14 protein-coding genes, 1 tRNA gene and 1 pseudogene are annotated in these 18,760 nt (G+C 70.6%); 11 read left to right on the top strand and 5 right to left on the bottom strand.

Going from position 1 to position 18,760, the window contains the following annotated elements:
* Positions 1-51: 51 nt before the first annotated feature.
* Positions 52-237 (top strand): hypothetical protein, encoded by a 186-nt coding sequence (locus tag ACZ7OO_RS38715; RefSeq protein WP_471512157.1) that lies wholly within the window; start codon positions 52-54, stop codon positions 235-237.
* Positions 238-291: 54 nt separating this feature from the next.
* On the opposite strand, the gene ACZ7OO_RS38710 is transcribed toward ACZ7OO_RS38715, so the two are convergent.
* Positions 292-1,230, bottom strand: a complete 939-nt coding sequence (locus tag ACZ7OO_RS38710) for an ADP-ribosylglycohydrolase family protein (RefSeq protein ID WP_471512156.1) — start codon at positions 1,228-1,230, stop codon at positions 292-294.
* Between the two features lie 388 nt (positions 1,231-1,618).
* Here ACZ7OO_RS38710 and ACZ7OO_RS38705 point away from each other — a divergent pair, with 388 nt between their 5' ends.
* The 8 genes and pseudogenes from ACZ7OO_RS38705 (at position 1,619) to ACZ7OO_RS38670 (ending at position 11,788) form a co-directional block, all read left to right on the top strand.
* Complete coding sequence (locus ACZ7OO_RS38705; protein ID WP_471512155.1) at positions 1,619-4,618, top strand: WGR domain-containing protein; 3,000 nt, start codon at positions 1,619-1,621, stop codon at positions 4,616-4,618.
* Between the two features lie 33 nt (positions 4,619-4,651).
* Complete coding sequence (locus tag ACZ7OO_RS38700) at positions 4,652-5,860, top strand: VWA domain-containing protein (protein ID WP_471512154.1); 1,209 nt, start codon at positions 4,652-4,654, stop codon at positions 5,858-5,860.
* A complete protein-coding gene (locus ACZ7OO_RS38695) occupies positions 5,857-7,893 on the top strand; it encodes a hypothetical protein (protein WP_471512153.1) in 2,037 nt (678 codons plus the stop codon). The genes ACZ7OO_RS38700 and ACZ7OO_RS38695 overlap by 4 nt, the downstream gene beginning before the upstream one ends.
* Before the next feature lie 155 nt (positions 7,894-8,048).
* Entirely contained in the window at positions 8,049-8,303 is a 255-nt protein-coding gene (locus tag ACZ7OO_RS38690; RefSeq protein WP_471512152.1) for a hypothetical protein, read from the top strand.
* Between the two features lie 191 nt (positions 8,304-8,494).
* Positions 8,495-8,704, top strand: a complete 210-nt coding sequence (locus ACZ7OO_RS38685) for a hypothetical protein (protein ID WP_471512164.1) — start codon at positions 8,495-8,497, stop codon at positions 8,702-8,704.
* A 179-nt stretch (positions 8,705-8,883) separates the two neighbouring features.
* Positions 8,884-9,726: a hypothetical protein gene (locus ACZ7OO_RS38680; RefSeq protein WP_471512151.1), complete on the top strand. Its 843-nt coding sequence runs from the start codon at positions 8,884-8,886 to the stop codon at positions 9,724-9,726.
* 250 nt (positions 9,727-9,976) lie between these two features.
* Positions 9,977-11,075, top strand: a pseudogene (locus ACZ7OO_RS38675) (integrase core domain-containing protein).
* 59 nt (positions 11,076-11,134) lie between these two features.
* Positions 11,135-11,788 carry a hypothetical protein gene (locus ACZ7OO_RS38670; RefSeq protein ID WP_471512150.1) on the top strand — a complete coding sequence of 218 codons (654 nt, stop codon included), beginning with the start codon at positions 11,135-11,137 and terminating at the stop codon, positions 11,786-11,788.
* Here the strand turns inward: ACZ7OO_RS38670 and ACZ7OO_RS38665 are convergent.
* The 4 genes from ACZ7OO_RS38665 to sucC all read right to left on the bottom strand — a co-directional run bounded on the left by ACZ7OO_RS38665 (position 11,753) and on the right by sucC (position 15,689).
* Positions 11,753-11,837 (bottom strand) — tRNA-Leu (locus tag ACZ7OO_RS38665). The two genes, ACZ7OO_RS38670 and ACZ7OO_RS38665, sit on opposite strands and share 36 nt — an antisense overlap.
* A 274-nt stretch (positions 11,838-12,111) precedes the next feature.
* Positions 12,112-13,647, bottom strand: coding sequence for an aldehyde dehydrogenase family protein (locus ACZ7OO_RS38660; protein WP_471512149.1), 1,536 nt, complete (start codon positions 13,645-13,647; stop codon positions 12,112-12,114).
* A 3-nt stretch (positions 13,648-13,650) separates the two neighbouring features.
* On the bottom strand, positions 13,651-14,547 hold the full coding sequence (sucD, locus tag ACZ7OO_RS38655; RefSeq protein WP_471512148.1) for a succinate--CoA ligase subunit alpha: 897 nt from the start codon (positions 14,545-14,547) through the stop codon (positions 13,651-13,653).
* Positions 14,548-14,558: 11 nt separating this feature from the next.
* The gene (gene sucC / locus ACZ7OO_RS38650) at positions 14,559-15,689 is read right to left on the bottom strand and encodes an ADP-forming succinate--CoA ligase subunit beta (protein ID WP_471512147.1); all 1,131 of its coding nucleotides are present in this window, start codon (positions 15,687-15,689) and stop codon (positions 14,559-14,561) included.
* Between the two features lie 144 nt (positions 15,690-15,833).
* Between sucC and ACZ7OO_RS38645 the strand changes: the two genes are divergently transcribed.
* The gene (locus tag ACZ7OO_RS38645) at positions 15,834-17,516 is read left to right on the top strand and encodes a thiamine pyrophosphate-binding protein (RefSeq protein WP_471512146.1); all 1,683 of its coding nucleotides are present in this window, start codon (positions 15,834-15,836) and stop codon (positions 17,514-17,516) included.
* Positions 17,517-17,527: 11 nt separating this feature from the next.
* Positions 17,528-18,760, top strand: a complete 1,233-nt coding sequence (gene frc / locus ACZ7OO_RS38640) for a formyl-CoA transferase (protein WP_471512145.1) — start codon at positions 17,528-17,530, stop codon at positions 18,758-18,760.

Raw genomic sequence — 18,760 nt, 5'->3', positions numbered from 1 at the left:
GCCGCTGGGCATCGGCGCCGCCGTGTGCCGTCGCTCCGCCCGCCGCGCCATGTGTCAGCCGCTCAACAGCGATCAGCTTCCTTCGGAGACACCCGCGCCGAGGCCCGGATCAGGATCGCCACCTGGATCACCGACTTCTACAACGCCAGGCGGCTACACAGCGTGTGCGGGTTCAAGAGCCCGATCGACTACGAACGTGACTACTGGGCCACCTTGACCGAGGGACTGGCCGCATAGATCGTCTCCACGATTCGAGGGGATTGACACCGTGTTCGGGCTACTGCACCTGTCTCATCGCAACCCTTCTGCGAGGCGGTGTGCAAGGTCGATCAGGTCTGCAAGGTGCAGCACCCGTCCATGGAATCCTGGGAGGGGGACATGGAGCGGCTGCAACCAGTGGGCGGGGATTGCGTCCAGCCCGTAGTACGCCCCCGCGAGGCCTCCGGTCACCGCGGCGACAGTGTCCGTGTCACCGCCGAGGTCGATCGCCGCGCGTATCGCCTCTTCGAAGCTGGTGGTGCTGCGCAGGGCCCAGATGGCGGAGCCCAGACAAGGCCAGACGGCACCGTTGAACTCGGTCGCCTCATCAGGATGCCAGTCGGGCGCCAGGACTGTGGCGTAGCGGCCGCGGTGGTCGGGGTGGACAAGAGTCAGGATGTCCGGGAGCGCGGTGAGGGGGTCGGTGTCCTCGAACGTGACGCGGATGAGTTCGTGGAAGATCGCGGTGCCTTCCCAGGCCGCGCGGTCACCATGGGTGAGGGCAGCGATGCGGCGGGCCGCGTTCATGGTGGCCTGTTGGCCGGCGGCGGCGAAGTGGACCGCGGAGGTGGAAGCCCGCATCAAGGAACCGTTTCCCGCTGCTCGTTGGTTGATCTGGAAATGGATCGCGGCGGCGAGGTCCCAGGGCATGCCGTTGGTCAGGACATCTTCGGTCTGCAGGCCGATGTCCTTCGGCTCTGATGCTGCCCACCGCTGGAAGCGGGCGAAGATGTCCGGCAGATCCAGGCCGCCCCGGTCCAGCAGCGACTCCGCGACCAGAACGGCCATCTGCGTGTCGTCAGTGGCCTCGCCGGGGTCCCACCCACCGCCTCCGCACATCTCGCCACCAGCACCAGGCTCGGGAAACCGCGCGGAGAATGCTCCCCGGGGACCGAACTCGAAGGGGCCGCCCAAAGCGTCACCCACCGCTGAGCCGACGACCGCCCCGGCGGCCCACTGAATCCGCTTCATTTGCGCAGGTTAACTGTGCCGCGACGACGGCCGCGCTGCCCTGTTCCTTCTTCGGCTCCCCGAAGGGTCGGCGGCGAACGTTTCTCGGCTGCGGAGGTGCGCCGCCTGAGACACCTCAGGTCAGGCACGCGTACAGGTCACATAGCGCCGTACAGCGCCGTCACGTCCGGAAACCGCGAGAGCCCCTGGGTGTGAAGCCCTCGGTGACCGCATCAACGGGACAGACATATGTGGCCTGACCTGCAATGACGGCTCTTCGAGCGACACAGTGCGGCGGCCGGAGTCGCTCGCGCCGCGTCAATTGTCAGAGGCGGTCGCTAGGGTTTCGCTCACTGATCACCGGATGACCACTGCAACCGGTGGCTGGCCACCGCATGGAGGAGGAGCGGTGCGGCGCTGGGAGCTCGTCGGGGACGGTTCTGCGAAGTTCTGGGAGGCGGCTGTAGAGGGCGCGTCGGTGCGCGTGCGGTACGGCCGGATCGGCGCCGAGGGCCGCGCCCAGGTGAAGGAACTGGAATCCGCCGAGGCAGCGGAGGCACACTTCGGCAAGCTTGTGGCGGAGAAGAAGCGCAAGGGCTACATCGAGGTCGAGTCCGAACCGCGGCCGGAGCGGGGGGCCGAGGCGGTCGCAGGGGACGCCGGGCTGCCGGACGAGGACACCTTCGTCCTGCCCAGCGCCTGGAGGCGGCTGGTTCAACCGCGCCGTGGGGGTGTGGTGCGGGCCGTGGCGGCGCCCGGGCCGGAGGCGGTGACGCTGGGCGAGGTGCGGATCGCGTCCGAGCGGGACTGGCTCGAGCAGGTGCTGACTGCCCGGCACACCGATTCGACTCTGGTGCGGCGCGCGCGTGCCTACCTGGCCGGTGAGGCGGAAGCAGTCGGGGCCGCCGCGGTGGCGAGCATCCTGCCGCCCGCGTGGCGGTCCGGAGGCTGGGAGCAATCGCCGTTCGCCGATGCCTGGGTCGCGCGGCACGGGCTGGCGTTCGCCGCTCGGGCGGTGGTGGAGGTCTTCGACATCGACGCCGGCTGGCAGCAGCGCGGATCCAGCCGGACGGACCCGACGCTGCTGTTCCGGGGTCCGACGCAGCAGATCGCGCTGCATCTCGCGCGTCCGCTCGCGGACCGGGTGCGGGCGTTGATGGCCGCTGCGGACGAGACGGCGTATCAGGAGACCGTCGCAGCGCTCGCCGAGTGCCGCACCACGCCGCGGCGCCGCCTCGTCGCGGCCTATCTCGCGCCGGGCACGCAGGGGTGGACCGACGACTGCATAGCCGACGAGCCCGGCTACGGCGACGGCGGGCCGCAGTTGCGGTCGCTGCTGCTCTGCGCGCTCGACGATCCGACGCAGGTGGCCCGCCTCGGTTCGACCCCGCAGCTCATCTGGAACGGCTGGTCGGTAGGGCTCATCGCCACGCTCGCCGACGGCCTTGGAACGGCCTGCGTGCCGTTCCTCGACGAGGCGATGAAGCGGGCCTACGGCTCCGACCAGCTGCGCAGCGTCGCCTCGGCGGTGACCCAGTTCCCGAGCGACGACGCCTTCCGCCTCCTGCTCGGCCGCCTAGACGACAAACACACCCGGCCCGCCCTCCAGGAGGCTATGCGGCGCTACCCGGCCCGGGCCGTGCGGCTGCTTGCCGCGGCGGCACTCAAGGACGGCAAGAACGCGCCGGCCGCACGGCAGCTCCTCAATGCCCATGTGACGCTGAACAGTGCCCTGCTCCCCGAGGTGCTGCCGCAACTCGACGAGGCGGCGGTGGAATTGGTCCGCACGCTCGCCGGTGGCCGGGAGCGCGTCACCGAGGCGGTGCCGGAGGCGCTGCCGACGCTGCTGGTCTCGCCGCCGTGGACTCGCAAGCGCACGCCCCGCAAGCTCCGCGTGCTCACCGGTCTTCAGCCGGACGACGCGCCGCAGGCAGTGTGGCGCGCGGGCGAGCAGGAGTGTTGGTCCCGGACGGACTTCACAGGGTGGCAGTACCCGGAGTCGACGGACTGGGACTCGCAGGCGGCCCAGGTCCTCGCGGCCGGCTCCAGCCTCTGGTATGCGGCCCGGCTGCTGGTTCAGGGGCCCGCCGAGGTGCTTGCCCCCTGGGTGGAGAAGTGGCGGCCCACGGAACTGTGGGGCGGGCAGGAGTGGCTACGTCCCGTCGTCGCCAAGTACGGCCTGGCCGCGCTGCCGATGGCGGTGTCGGTCGCGCGGGCCCAGCCGGCCCACCTCGCGCCGCTTCTGCTGCCGTTCCTCGACGCCGGTGCGGCGCGGGTGATGGCGGACGGCCTGGTCCGGCTCAAGTCGGTGCAGCCGACCGCCCGTTCCTGGTTCGCCCGGCACGGCATCCCGGCGGGTCTGCTGCTGGTCCCCGACGCGGTCGGCACGGCCGGGCAGGCTCGCAAGGCGGCGGAACAGGCGTTGCGTCTGGTCGCGGCTGACGAAGGCACGGACGCCGTGCTGGCCGCCGTGGTCACGCGCTACGGCGAGGACGCGGCGAAGATCGTCGCCGAGGCGCTGACCACGGACCCGCTGGAGAACGCGCTGCCCGCCCGGATGCCCGTGCTGCCCGCTTGGGTACAACCCGCCGTGCTGCCGCAGCTCCTGCTCGCTTCGGGCCAGGCGCTGCCCGAGGACGCGGTCCGGCACGTCCTGACCATGCTCGCCCTGTCGAAGCCCGCCGACCCGTACCCCGGGCTCGCCGTCGTCATCGAGGCCTGCCGCGCCGACTCGCTGGCCGCCTTCGCCTGGGCCCTGTTCGAGGAGTGGCGGCAGGCCGGCATGCCCGCCAAGGAGAGCTGGATCCTGCACGCCCTCGGGTCCCTCGGGGACGACGAGACGGTGCGTCGGCTCACTCCGATCCTGCGGGACTGGCCCGGTCAGGGCGCACACCACCGCGCGGTCGAGGGCTTGAACGTCCTGGCCACGATCGGCAGCGACGTCGCGCTGCTGCACCTGCACGGCATCGCCCAACGGGTGAAGTTCAAGGCGCTCAAGGTCCGTGCGCAGGAGAAGATCTCCGAGGTGGCGGAGGGCCTGGGTCTCACCGGCGAACAGCTCTCGGACCGCCTGGTCCCCGACCTCGGCCTCGGCGCGGACGGCACCACGGTGGTCGACTACGGTCCGCGCCGCTTCACCGTGGGCTTCGACGAGCAGCTGCGCCCCTTTGTGCTGGACGCCGACGGCAAGCGGCGCAAGGATCTGCCCTCCCCCGGCGTCAGGGACGACCAAGAGCTCGCCCCGGCCGAGCGCAAGCGTTTCCTCGCTCGAGCGCGAGCGGATCGCGGAGCGCCTGCTGGAGCGGCGCCATCGTCGCGGCTCGGCCCGCTCACTGCTGCGCACCTCCGCCGATCCGCTGCAACTGGCCCGCGCCCGAGCCCTGGAGGAGAACGTGAGCCGACTGCTTGACAGGTACGGTCTGCGCACCCGGCAGGCGGCGCGATGACCGGCGGGCAGCACAGGCCGGCCGCCACGGAGGCGACCGGCGCGGCCGACGACGCCGGGCTGGAGCGCTGGCGACTGATCCTGGGCGCACCCGCGGAGCCTGCGACGGGCCCGCTCGGCGAGCAGGCCGCCGCCCGGGACGCGGCGCTGGAGTGGCTCTACGGCCAGGACACGGACCTGGAACGGCGCGGCGTCCGGCGCGGCCCGGCCAGGGGGACGGGCGGCGGCGGGACGGGCGGCGGCCGGAAGGGGGGCGACGGTCCCTCCGAACTCACCCCCGTGGACTGGCTCGACGACATCCACCGGCTCTTCCCCAAGGAGACCGTCGAGCGGCTGGAGCGGGACGCGGTGGAGCGGTACGAGATCAATGAGATCGTCACCGATCCCGAGGTGCTCTCCCGCGTCGAGCCCAACGCCACGCTGCTGCGGGCCGTGCTGCGCACCAAGCACCTGATGAACCCCGAGGTGCTCGCCATGGCCCGGCGCATCGTCGAGGCGGTGGTCCGCGAGCTGATGGACCGGCTCCGTCCGGAGCTGCGCCGGGCCTTCACCGGTGCCCGCTCGCGCCTGCCCAGCCGCCTGCCGCTGGCCCGCGACTTCGACTTCGAGGGCACCGTCCGGGCCAACCTGTCGCACTACCAGCCGGAGCAGCGCCGGGTGCTGATCGAGCGACCGCGATTCCACTCACGTACCCGGCGGCATCTGGAGCGGTGGCAGCTCGTCCTGCTGGTGGACCAGTCGGGTTCGATGGCAGGCTCCGTGATCCACTCCGCCGTCACCGCCTCCTGCCTGTGGAGCCTTCCGGGGCTGCGCACCCACCTGATCGCCTTCGACACCTCGGTGGTGGACCTGACCAGCGACGTGGCCGACCCGGTCGAGTTGCTCATGCGGGTCCAGCTCGGCGGCGGCACCGACATCGCCCGGGCCGTCGACTACGCCGCCGGGCTGGTGGAGAATCCGCGCCGCAGCATCGTGGCGGTCATCTCCGACTTCTACGAGGGCGGCGACCCGTATCGGCTCGTCCGCACGATCCGGGGCCTGGTCGAGCAGGGCGCCACCGTGCTCGGCCTGGCCGCGCTCGACGAGGAGGCCGACCCCGTCTACGACCGTGGCCTCGCGGGGAGGCTAGCGGAGGCCGGCGCCCAGGTCGGTGCGATGACCCCGGGCCGGCTCGCCGAGTTCGTCGCCGAGAAGGTGGGCCGATGACCAGCGGGAGCACGCGCGGGGGCGCGCCGCTGCGGGAGGACCTGCTGGCCCTCACGGCGGAGACGCTCGCCTCCCTCGCCAACCGCGGCCTGGTCAAGCGCGCCGCCAAGGACCTGGACGCGGACGCCGGGCCGCGGGTCGACTGCCCGAGCGACGGAAGTGTCCGCGGCGTCCACCCTGACGGCAGCCGAACCCGCCTGCCGGTCGGCGTCGGGCTGGATGCCACCGAGTGCAGTTGCGCCTCGACGGGCGTGTGCCGGCACCGGATCGGGCTGGTGCTGGCCTACCAGCGGCTGCATTCGACGGCGGAGCCAGCCGCATTGCCCGTGATCGCCTGGTCCCCGGGCGAGTTCGACGATGCGCAGCTCTCCGCGGTGCTGGGCCGGGCCGCGCTGGCCGCCGCGCGCCGCGCCTTCGAGCGCGGCTATGCGGCGACGGTGCACCGCGCCGACGAGGCGCAACCGGTCCCCTGGGTCGAGCTGGCGACGTGCACGGTACGGTTCCCCGTCCCGCACGAGCTCGGCTACGCGCTGACCGACGCCGCGACCCCGCGGCGCGGAGAGGCGATCACGCTCGCGGTCTGGGCCTTCCGCGCGGCCGACGCGAACGCCGAGGACGGCGGAGCGGAGACGCAGGTCTCCGTCTGCGGCCGCCCGCCCGCCGGGCCGAGCGTCACCGAAGGTCGCGACGGCCTCGGTGAGGCCGTGGCGCTCACGGACGAGCTGCTGCTGGGCGGTGTCGCGCACACCACCCCGGTGTTCGTCGCGCAGTTGGACCGCGCCGGTGCGGCGCTGTCCCGAGCCGCCCTGCACTGGCCCGCGGCGGCGCTCGCCGATCTGCGCCGCCAGGTCGACGCCTACGCGGCGCGCGACGCGCGCTACGAGGCCACGCGGGTCGCCCGGCTCGTCGCCGAGCTCTACGCCCGCCATCGGGCCGGCGCGGTCGACGGGCCCGGCGTGCTCGGCACCCAGGAGCCGGCCGACACCCCGCTGCGCCAGGTCCGGCTGGTCGCGCTCGGCTGCCGGATCTCCGGCCGGACGACGACGGAACGCACGGCCGAGGTGTACTTCGCGCAGCCGGACGGGGGGATCGCGCTGGTGCTGCGCAAGCGTTGGGAACTGCCGGAGGGGCACGTCCTCACGGGTAGCGACCTCGCGACGCGGCGTCTGCTCGGCTCACCGCTGCGCGCACTGGCCGGGGCCAACGTCGTCAGCGAGAACATCTCCCGCAGCCCCGGCCGTACCGTGACGATCGGCCGCGGAAGGGTGGCCGCCACGAGTATCACCCCGGTCGGCTCGGCCTGGGCCGACCTGCCCGCATCACTGCTGGTCCGCGATCTCGCCGCGCACCTGCGTTCCTGGGACGACCGGCCGCCACGGCTGATCCGGCCCCGGGTGGAGGCCGACACCGCCCGGGTGCTGACCGTCGCCGCCGTCGACTCCGTCGGCTACGACGCCGCCCAGCAGCGGCTGGAAGCCGTCGTCGGGGACCCGTCCGGTACGGCAGCACTGATCCGCGCCGACCACGATCCCGTCTGCCCGGGCAGACTGGACGCGCTGGCCGAGGCGCTCGGCAGCGGGCAGGTCCGCTTCGTCAGCGGCCTGCTGCGCCACGAGGGCGGCCGCCCTGTCCTCGATCCGCTCGCCGTCCTCACCGGGGACGAGCTGGTCATCTGCGATCTGGCAGCGGACGATGGCACGAGCGTGCTCGCGCCCGCGGCGGAGCACATACCGGACCCGATCACCCGCGCTCTCACGTCGGGCTTCTCCGCCCTCGCCGACCTCGCCCACACCGGCCTGCGCGGCCACGGCCGCTTCGCGCGCGACCGACTGGCCACGGCGGCGGCGGAACTGCGGCGCACAGGGCTGCACGCGGGCGCGGCGCTGCTGCAGGCGGTCGCCACAGCCCTGGTCACCGAGACCCCGGACGCGGCGTTGGCACCGTGGGCGGACGCGGCGATTCACCTGTTGGTCTCCCTCGAAGTGCATCAGGAGACCGATGCCTCTGGTCATGCCCTGGCGAGCATCACTTGAGCCGTCGGCAGGGACCTGCATCGGCAACTTGGGGACCGGCGTCCCCGGTTCGGAGCCGAGGACCGGACGTTCCTCGCCGCGCTGTTGTCGACGTTGCCCCGCGCGACACTGCGCCGGCTACATCTCCTGGTCACCCCGGACACCGTCACGCCCGTGTGAGCGTGAACCGCGGACCGGGGCGGCGTACCCTCACCTCGATCCGCCGCCTTATCCGCGACCGCGACGCCAAGTACCCCGAGCCGATCAACGAGACTCTCAGCGACGCCGGGATCACCACCACGCCGACCGGTGTCCGGATGCCCCGCATGAACGCGATCATGGAACGCTGGGTGAGAACGCTCCGCCCCGAACTGCTGGACCGCACCCTCATCTGGAACGAGACTCGTCCACGCCGGGCGCTGCGCGCGTAGGAATGGCACTACAACCAGCACCGCACTCACCGATCGCTGAACACCGCAGCACCCCTCCGCGCCCTGCCCCAACCGTTGGAACCCGACCAGATCGACCACCTCCGCATACGCCGACACGACCACCTCGGCGGAGTCATCGCCGACCAGATCCGGGAGATCACTGAGAGAGCCCACTCCACGAAGCCCTCGGGATCACGATCGGTGTCACGGCGGGCGTCTTCACTGCCGAGGACCCGGCCGCCGCCGCGCGCGTACTCTTCCAGGCCACCGGCCGCTCCCATGACCCGGGCTACGCGGAGGAGTGGGAACAGCCGACGTGGAAGGCGAGTTCGCGGCGGTGGTGGACCTGTTGCTGCGGGGACTCAGGGGCTAACAGGGCCGCCTTCCAGTTTGCTGGATGACGTCATGGTATAGCCGGTATGCGGCAGCCTGGTGCCGTCGGAGCCGTTCTAGCTGCCCCGGAAATTCCTACAATGGGGGACCGAACTTCTACATAGGGGGACTGATGCGGGTAAGGAAATAGAAGGCCGGTTTCTCGTAGAACAGCCGCATCACCTACACCGTGGTAGATTCGAGCCACGTGGCCGGGGCACCCGAGGCGCAGTGGACGTACGACGGTATCGGGATCTTCAACAGCCACTTCCAGGAACCGGTGTTCGTGCAGGCGGAGAAGGACACCCTGCCGGACGTGGTGTTCTCATACGAGTCGGGCGGCTGCTCGGACATCGGGTTCACCATGCAGGGTCAGTTGGTGCATTACCACCGGGTCGAGGGGGACGCCCCCTACAAGACGCTCCACCACGAGATGTGCCACTGCGTCGGGCTCGGACACGAGCAGTTCCACCCGGAGTTCCCGCTGCGCGCCGCGATCCTCGAGGCCATCACGGGCTCCCCCGTCCCGGCCGAGCGGCGGACGGCGGCCAGCATGCTGAGCGACGACTGGCTGCCGGTGGGGGCTTACGACTTCGCCTCGGTGATGATGTACGCCTACGACTCGATGCTGTATCCCGGGCGGGTGGAGTTCACCGACCAGGTGAACGTCCCGACGGTGTCGCGTGAGGCCGAGGCGGCCCCCGCCGTGACCCCGCCCCCGACAATCCCCGGCGCCCGGGACACGTCGTGGCTGACCTCGCCCGCGTCGCAAAGCAGTGGCCTCGTGAGGAGCGGCAGCAGTGGCCCGTCCAAGGCCTGCGTCAAGGACGAGCTGAAGCCGACCGTCTCCGCGTCCGCGCAACAGCCGGGCGAGCAGCCCAGACGCCGCGGCAGCATCCCCGTCAGCAACGCCTCCAACGAGGTGCGGCTCGCCGACGAGAAGCTCCCGGCGAAGGTGCGGGCACCGCTGGATCTGCGGCCCAAGGGGACCGGGGGCCTGTCCGACGGGCATGTGCGGGCAGTGCTGGCGGTGTTGAAGCGGGAGCAGTAGGCAGATGTACGTCGACGGCATGAGCGACCAAGGCCATCGCCGCCCAGCTCACCCGGGAAGGCATCCCTGCCCCTCCGCCCATGACGCCGCCCGCAACCCCCACCGGAAGAAGACCGCATGGCAGTGCGCCTGCCGAAAACCTCATCCGCCCAGGTGGAAGCCGGCATACGGGACGCGTGGGGTCTCGAGCCTGGAGGCTCGAATCGGTACTCTCGCGCGGCTGGCGTCGGCCGCGGCATGATGGCCGATCGTGCTGCTGCGACTGGCCTACCTGGCCGTGACGAACGCGTTCGCCATGCTGCGCCTATTGCCCCTGAGCGACCGGGACAAGGACACGGAGATCCTGGTCCTGCGCCATCAGATCACGGTGCTGGAACGCCAACTCGACGGCCAGACAGTCCGGTTCTCCCCGAGCGATCGCGCGTTCCTGGCGGCTTTGCTGCACCGTCTGCCCTCGCAGGTGCTGCGCAGGATGCGATGGGTAGTGCGTCCCGACACAGTGCTGCGCTGGCATCGCGATCTGATCACACGCCGGCACGCTGTCCGCTGTCGTCCCAAGCGGCCGGGAAGGCCGCGGACCGTGCGCTCCATCCGGCTGCTGGTATTACGGCTCGCCCGCGAAAACCCTACTTGGGGTTATCGCCGCATCCACGGCGAACTCCTCGTTCTGGGCGTCACGGTGGCCGCGTCCGCAGTCTGGGAGATCCTCCAGGACGCCGGGATCGACCCGGCACCTGAACGCGCTACCAGCACCTGGGCCCACTTCCTGCGCTCCCAGGCCGACACCCTGCTGGCCTGCGACTTCCTGGAAACGGTCACGGTGTGCGGGGCACGGTTGTATGTGTTCGCGGTGATCGAGCACGCCAGCCGCCGGATCCGGATCCTCGGCGCCACCGCACACCCCACCGCCGCATGGGTGACGCAGGCCGCGAAGAACCTCGTCATGGACCTCGAAGACGCTGGCTGCCGGGCCAGGTTCCTGATCCGGGACCGGGACAGGAAGTTTCCCGCCCTGTTCGACTGCATCCTCAACGATGCGGGGATCGAGGTCGCGCTCAGCGGGGTACGGACGCCGCGTATGAACTCGATCACGGAACGGTGGGTGCAGACCTGCCGCCGCGAGCTACTGGACCGCACCCTGATCTGGAACCAGCGACACCTGCTCCACGCGCTACGCGAGTTCGAAGACTTCTACAACTCCCACCGGCCCCATCAAGGCATCGCCGACGCCCCGCCCCCTACACCCCTTGCCGACGCCGATCACCGATCCCGAGGAAATCACCCACCTCGACATACGACGACGCCAACGACTCGGCGGCATCCTGCACGAGTACCATCATGCCGCCTGAACAGGGCGGATATGGTTTTCGGCAACCGCAGGGTGCGATGTGAGACGTGCGGGCGCAAGATGCAGCCCGCGACGATCCGCAACACCGTCTACTACCGCTGCGAGTTCAAGGAACAGGAACAGTCCCTCCACCCCGGCCTGGACCACCCCCGGACCGTCTACCTCCGGGAGGACGTGGTCTGCCGGGCTCTGGACCGATGGATCGCGAAAGCCTTCGCCCCCGACCGGCTCGCCGCCACCCTCACCGCCCTCGCCCAAGCCAGCGCGGCAGCACACGCGGCCGAGACGCTCACCCCGCAGCAGGCTCAGGCCCGCAAAATCGTCAAGGAGTGCGAGCGGCGTCTCGCCCGCTACCAGGCCGCCCTCGAAGCCGGCGCCGACCCTGCCGTCGTCACTCAATGGATCAACGAGGCGCAGACGGACAAGGAGGCAGCACGCAAGAAGCTCGACACGCGACCTGCCGCCACTCGAAAGAAGGAAACTCCCCTCAGCGCCGACCAGATCCGGGAGATCACTGAGAGACTCGGAGACATCGCACAACGCGTGCAGGCCGTCGACGCAGAGAAGAAGAGCCCGCTCTACGAAGCCTTCGGGATCACGATCAGTTACGAACACGCAGGTAGGGCCGCGACCGTTAGGTCGAGGCCCTCATCCGCGTATCGCTATAGCGATAGTGAGTGTCCGAGGGGGGACTTGAACCCCCACGCCCGTTAAAGGGCACTAGCACCTCAAGCTAGCGCGTCTGCCATTCCGCCACCCGGACTAGGTGTCTGCCGCCTGACCGGGGGTGTTCCCCGCGGCGACAGGGACAACAATACCAAGCTTTCGGAGTGCCCTTCACCTGCGTTTCCGTCGGCATATCCGCAGGTGGGAACCCACTCACCGTGCGTGTCCGGTCCGCTACGGGGGTCGTCCGCCCGGTGCCGGTCCTGGTGCCGTACGACGACCCGGCGGCGCCCGCTGCCACGATCGTCGCCCTGGTCCGCACCGGGACGGACCCCCTCGCGTCGAGGAGGTCACGGTCCCGGTGCTCGCCCTCACGGCATGAGCTGGTACCCCGGGAAGTTCCCCGGCAGCCGCTCCCCCTCCGGCCCCTTTGTCACCGCGCGCACCAGCAGTTCCCCGCCGACGAAGGCGCCCCGCCAGGACGCGCCGAAACCGCCGAACAGCTCGTCGCGGTCCCCGCGCGAACGCGGCTTGCCGTGGCCGACCTTGAAGGCGCGGATCTGCGGGGCCAGCCGCGCGAAGGTGGCCTCGTCGTCGGTGGAGAGCGTGGCGACCAGCGCGCCGTTGGAGGCGTTCATGGCCGCCAGCAGTTCGGCCTCCGTGTCGACCAGGACGATCGTGTCGACCGGGCCGAAGGGTTCCGCGTGGTGGAGCGGGGAGGACGGGGGCGGGTTGAGGAGGGTGACAGGGTGGACGTACGACGATGTGTCCTGGCCGGGCAGGAAGCGCGCGTCGGCCGGGCGGCCGCGGTGCAGCGGGACGGCGCCGCGGTCGACGGCCTCGGCGACCTGGTCGGTCAGATCCTTGGCCTTGGCCGCGTTGATCACCGGCCCGAAGTCCAGCTCGGGCAGTGGGTCGCCGGGGTGGTCGACCGCGAGGGGGTGGCCGATCCGCAGGCCTCGGACGGCCGGGAGGTAGGCGGTCAGGAACTCGTCGAACAGCTCACGCTGGACGACGAACCGCGGGTAGGCGGTGCAGCGCTGCTTGCCGTAGTCGAAGAGCTTGGGGACGACGGCGGTGAACGCCTCCCAGTCGGTGAGGTTCCAGATGCCCCAGGTGTTGAGCCCCTCCTGTTCCAGTACATGCCGTTTGCCGAGGTCGGCGACGGCGGTGGCCACCGCGGCCCCCGTGTCGCGGCCGCCGACGAAGGAGACACAGCCGATCTCGGGCGCCCGCACCAGCACCTCGGACAGCTCGCCCCCGCTGCCGCTGAGCAGCGTGACCGGCAGGCCCTCACGGGCGGCCAGCGCGCAGGCCAGGGTGAGACAGGCGACCCCGCCGTCGGTCGGGGTCTTCGCCACCACCGCGTTGCCCGCCAGGGCCTGGACGAGTACCGCGTGAACGAGCACGCTCATCGGGTAGTTCCAGCTGGCGATGTTGGACACCGGCCCGTCCAGCGGGGCGCGCTCCGCGAGCATCGGCTCAATGCCGTCGACGTACCAGCGCACCCCGTCGATCGCCCGGTCCACGTCCGCCTGGGCCAGCCGCCAGGGCTTGCCGATCTCCCAGACCAGGAGCAGGGCGAGGAGTTCGCGGTGTTCGGTCAGGGCGTCCAGGGTGGCGGCCACCCTGGCCCGGCGCTCTTCCAGCGGGACGTGCCGCCAGGCGCGGTGCTGGTCGAGGCAGGCGCGGACGGCCCGGTGGGCGGTGTCGCGGTCGAGCCGTGGGGGGCCCGCGATGGGGCTGCCGTCGACGGGGCTGGTCGCGGGCAGCGGCCGGCCGTCGGGCTGCCAGGTGCCGCCCCACAGGTTGAGGACACGGTCGTCCCGGAAGGCCTCGGGGGCGAGGGCGAGACAGCGCGCCCAGGCATCGCTCCAGCCGGTGCCGGGCTTGAGGGCAGGAGTCATGGCTCAGCTCCCTTCCGGCTGCCGTGCGTCCAGCAGGTCGAGGACCAGCCGGGCGGTCTCGGTCGGTGTGCTCCCCACCCGGACCCCGACCGCCTCCAGCGCCTCCTGCTTGGCCCGCGCGGTGCCGGCCGAACCGGAGACGATGGCGCCCGCATGGCCCATGGTCCGGCCCTCGGGCGCGGTGAACCCGGCGATGTAGCCGACGACCGGCTTGGTGACGTGCTCCCGGATGTAGGCGGCGGCCCGTTCCTCCGCGTCGCCGCCGATCTCCCCGATGAGGACGACGAGTTCGGTGTCGGGGTCCTCCTGGAAGGCGGCCAGGCAGTCGATGTGGTTCGTGCCGACGACCGGGTCACCGCCGATGCCCACACAGGTGGAGAAGCCGATGTCCCGCAGCTCGTACATGAGTTGGTAGGTCAGCGTGCCCGACTTGGAGACGAGACCGATCCGGCCCGGCTTGGTGATGTCGGCCGGGATGATCCCCGCGTTGGACTGGCCGGGGGTGATCAGGCCGGGGCAGTTGGGACCGATGATCCGGGTGCCCCTGCCACGAGCGTACGAGGTGAAGGCAACCGAGTCGTGGACCGGGATGCCCTCGGTGATCACCACCGCGAGGCCGATACCGGCGTCGGCCGCCTCCAGCACCGCCGCCTTGGCGAACGCGGGTGGCACGAACACCACGGTGACATCGGCGCCGGTGGCCGCCATGCCCTCGGCGACCGTGCCGAAGACCGGGACGGCACGGTCGTCGAAGTCGACGGTCTGGCCTGCCTTGCGCGGATTGACCCCGCCGACGATGTCCGTCCCGGCGGCAAGCATCCGCCGGGTGTGCTTCATGCCCTCGCCGCCGGTCATGCCCTGGACGAGGACCTTGCTCTCCTTGGTGAGATAGATCGCCATGTCCCGGCTCCTCAGGCGGTGTGGGCGAGTTCGGCGGCGCGGCTGGCGGCGCCGTCCATGGTGGTGGCCTGTTCGACCAGGGGGTGCGCACGTCCGTCGAGAATGGCCCGGCCGCGCGCCGCGTTGTTGCCGTCGAGGCGGACCACCAGCGGCTTGGTCAGCCGGACGGTCTCCAAAGCCTGCACGATCCCGTCGGCGACCGCGTCGCACGCCGTGATCCCGCCGAAGACATTGACGAAGACCGACTTCACGGCCGGGTCGGAGAGGATCACCGAGAGCCCGTCGGCCATGATCTGGGCGGAGGCCCCGCCGCCGATGTCCAGGAAGTTGGCGGGCCGTGCGCCACAGCCGGCCACCACGTCCAGGGTGGACATCACCAGGCCGGCGCCGTTGCCGATGATGCCGACCTCGCCGTCCAGTTTGACGTAGTTGAGGCCCTTCGCGGCGGCCGTCGCCTCCAGCGGGTCATGGTGCTCGGCTTCGTCGGCGCCCCAACGGGCCTGCCGGAAGCGGGCGTTGTCGTCAAGGGTGACCTTGCCGTCGAGGGCCAGGATCCGGCCCTGTCGGGTGCGCACGAGCGGGTTCACCTCGACGAGCAGGGCGTCCTCGCGGACCAGCACCTGCCAGAGTCGTACCAGGACGTCGACCGTCTGTGGCGGCAGTCCCGCCGCCTCGGCGATCTCGACCGCCTTCGCCGAGGTGAGGCCCTTGGCGGGGTCGACGGGGATGCGGGCCACCGCCTCCGGCCGGGTCGCGGCCACCTCCTCGATCTCCATGCCGCCCTCGGCGGAGGCGATCGCCAGGAAGCCGCCGGCCGCCCGGTCGAGGACGTAGGAGACGTAGAACTCGCGCTCGATCTCCACCGGTTGGGCCAGCATCACGTTGCCGACCGTGTGGCCCTTGATGTCCATGCCCAGGATCTGCCGGGCCGTCAGTTCCGCGGCGGCCGGGTCGGCGGCGATCCTGACTCCGCCCGCCTTGCCCCGGCCACCAGTCTTGACCTGCGCCTTCACGACGACCCGGCCGCCGAGTCGGCGGGCGATCTCCCGGGCCTCCTTGGGCGAGTCGGTGACCTCGGCCCTCGGTACCACGATGCCGTGTTCCTCGAAGAGTTCCCTTGCCTGGTGCTCGTACAGGTCCATTTCGGCTCCTGTCTTAAAAGTGCCGCACGCCCCCTGGACACCACCCACCGGATGCGGGATAACAAGCTTCATACAGTATTCGTCGACTGTATGCAATGTACGGAGACGGCACCGCACCCCCTACGAAGGGACAAGGACTTCGCCATGCCCGACGACACCCAGGACGTGATTTCCGGTGGTCATCTCGTTGCCAAGGCGCTGAAGGCCGAGGGGGTCGACCGCATCTACACCCTGTGCGGCGGCCACATCATCGACATCTACGACGGCTGCGTCGACGAGGGCATAGAAGTCGTCGACGTCCGCCATGAGCAGGTGGCCGCCCACGCCGCCGACGGATACGCGCGCATCACCGGGAAGCCCGGCTGCGCGGTGGTCACCGCAGGTCCGGGCACGACCGACGCCGTCACCGGGGTCGCCAACGCCTTCCGCGCGGAGTCCCCGATGCTGCTGATCGGCGGCCAGGGTGCCCTCACCCAGCACAAGATGGGGTCCCTGCAGGACCTTCCGCACGTCGACATGATGGCGCCGATCACCAAGTTCGCGGCGACCGTCCCGGACACCGCCCGCGCCGCCGACATGGTGTCGATGGCGTTTCGCGAGTGCTACCACGGCGCCCCCGGCCCCTCCTTCCTGGAGATACCGCGCGACGTCCTGGACGCCAAGGTCCCGGCCGAGAAGGCGCGCATACCCAAGGGCGGCGCCTACCGGGCCTCCACCCGCTCCGCCGGCGACCCGGAGGCGATCGAGAAGCTAGCCGACCTCCTCGTGCACGCGGAGAAACCGGCCATCCTGCTGGGCAGCCAGGTCTGGACGACCCGGGGCACCGCGGCCGCCATCGAGCTGGTACGGACCCTCAACATCCCCGCCTACATGAACGGCGCCGGACGCGGCACCCTGCCGCCCGGCGACCCGCACCACTTCCAGCTCTCCCGCCGGTACGCGTTCTCCAACGCCGACGTCATCGTGATCGTCGGCACGCCCTTCGACTTCCGGATGGGCTACGGCAAGCGGCTCTCCCCCGCCGCGACCGTCGTGCAGATCGACCTCGACTACCGCACCGTCGGCAAGAACCGGGACATCGACCTCGGGATCGTCGGCGACGCGGGGCTGGTGCTGAAGTCCGTGACCGACGCCGCCTCCGGGCGCGTCAACGGCGGGGCCTCCAGGCGCAAGGAGTGGCTCGACGAGCTGCGGGCCGCCGAGCAGACCGCGCTCGAGAAGCGGCTGCCCAGCCTGAAGTCGGACGCGTCGCCGATCCACCCGTACCGCCTGGTCAGCGAGATCAACGACTTCCTCACCGAGGACTCGATCTACATCGGCGACGGCGGCGACATCGTCACCTTCTCCGGACAGGTCGTGCAGCCCAAGTCGCCAGGGCACTGGATGGACCCGGGGCCCCTCGGCACCCTCGGTGTCGGCGTCCCCTTCGTCCTCGCCGCCAAGCAGGCGCGGCCCGACAAGGAGGTCGTCGCCCTCTTCGGCGACGGCGCGTTCTCCCTCACCGGCTGGGACTTCGAGACCCTGGTCCGCTACGACCTCCCCTTCGTCGGGATCGTCGGCAACAACTCCTCGATGAACCAGATCCGTTACGGCCAGGCCGCCAAGTACGGCAAGGAGCGCGAGCGGGTCGGCAACACCCTCGGGGACGTCCACTACGACAGGTTCGCCCAGATGCTGGGCGGTTACGGCGAGGAGGTCCGCGACCCCGCCGACATCGGCCCCGCCCTGCGCCGGGCCCGGGAGTCGGGCAAGCCGTCGCTGATCAACGTCTGGGTCGACCCGGACGCGTACGCCCCCGGAACCATGAACCAGACCATGTACAAGTGAGGTGAACGCCGGTGACCACCAAGGCACTCGAAGGCATCCGCGTCCTCGACATGACGCACGTCCAGTCGGGGCCGTCCGCCACCCAGCTGCTCGCCTGGCTCGGCGCGGACGTCGTCAAGCTGGAGGCGCCGACCGGTGACATCACGCGCAGGCAGCTGCGTGACCTCCCGGACGTCGACTCCCTCTACTTCACGATGCTCAACTGCAACAAGCGGAGCATCACCCTCAACACCAAGACCGAGCGCGGCAAGCAAATCCTCACCGAGCTGATACGCCGTTCGGACGTCATGGTCGAGAACTTCGGCCCTGGCGCGGTCGACCGTATGGGGTTCACCTGGGACCGCATCCAGGAGATCAACCCCCGGATCGTGTACGCGTCCATCAAGGGCTTCGGGGACGGCCCGTACACCAACTTCAAGGCGTACGAGGTCGTCGCCCAGGCGATGGGCGGGTCGATGGCCACCACTGGCTTCGAGGACGGGCCACCGCTGGCGACGGGTGCGCAGATCGGCGACTCGGGCACCGGAGTGCATACAGTAGCCGGAATACTGGCGGCACTCTTCCAGCGTGAGCGGACCGGACGCGGCCAGCGGGTCAACGTCGCCATGCAGCACGCCGTGCTCAACCTCTGCCGGGTCAAGCTGCGCGACCAGCAGCGCCTGGTGCACGGACCGCTCGCCGAGTACCCCAACGAGGACTTCGGCGTCGAGGTGCCCCGCTCGGGCAACGCCTCCGGCGGCGGCCAGCCCGGCTGGGCGGTCCAGTGCGCGCCCGGTGGCCCGAACGACTACGTGTACGTCATCGTGCAGCCCGTCGGCTGGCAGCCGATCACCCAGCTGATCGGCCGGCCGGAACTGGCCGACGACCCGGAGTGGGCGACCCCGGAGGCCCGCCTCCCCAAGCTCGGCAAGATGTTCCAGCTGATCGAGGAGTGGTCCTCGACGCTCCCCAAGTGGGAGGTGCTGGAGCAGCTCAACGCCCACAACATCCCGTGCGGGCCGATCCTCTCCACCAAGGAGATCATCGAGGACGAGTCGCTGGTCGCCAACGAGATGGTGGTGACCGTCCCGCACCCCGAGCGCGGTGAGTTCGTCACCGTCGGCAGCCCCCTCAAGCTCTCCGACTCCCCCGTGGACGTGACCAGTTCACCGCTGCTGGGCGAGCACAACGAAGAGGTCTACATCGGCGAACTCGGCCTCGGCGACGAAGAGTTGCGCCTGCTCAAGTCGAACGGAGTGATCTGA

This window comes from Streptomyces sp. NPDC111744 (assembly GCF_055634995.1).
The sequence above is the reverse complement of the archived record's forward strand: the minus strand, read 5'-3'. Positions and strand labels throughout refer to the sequence as shown.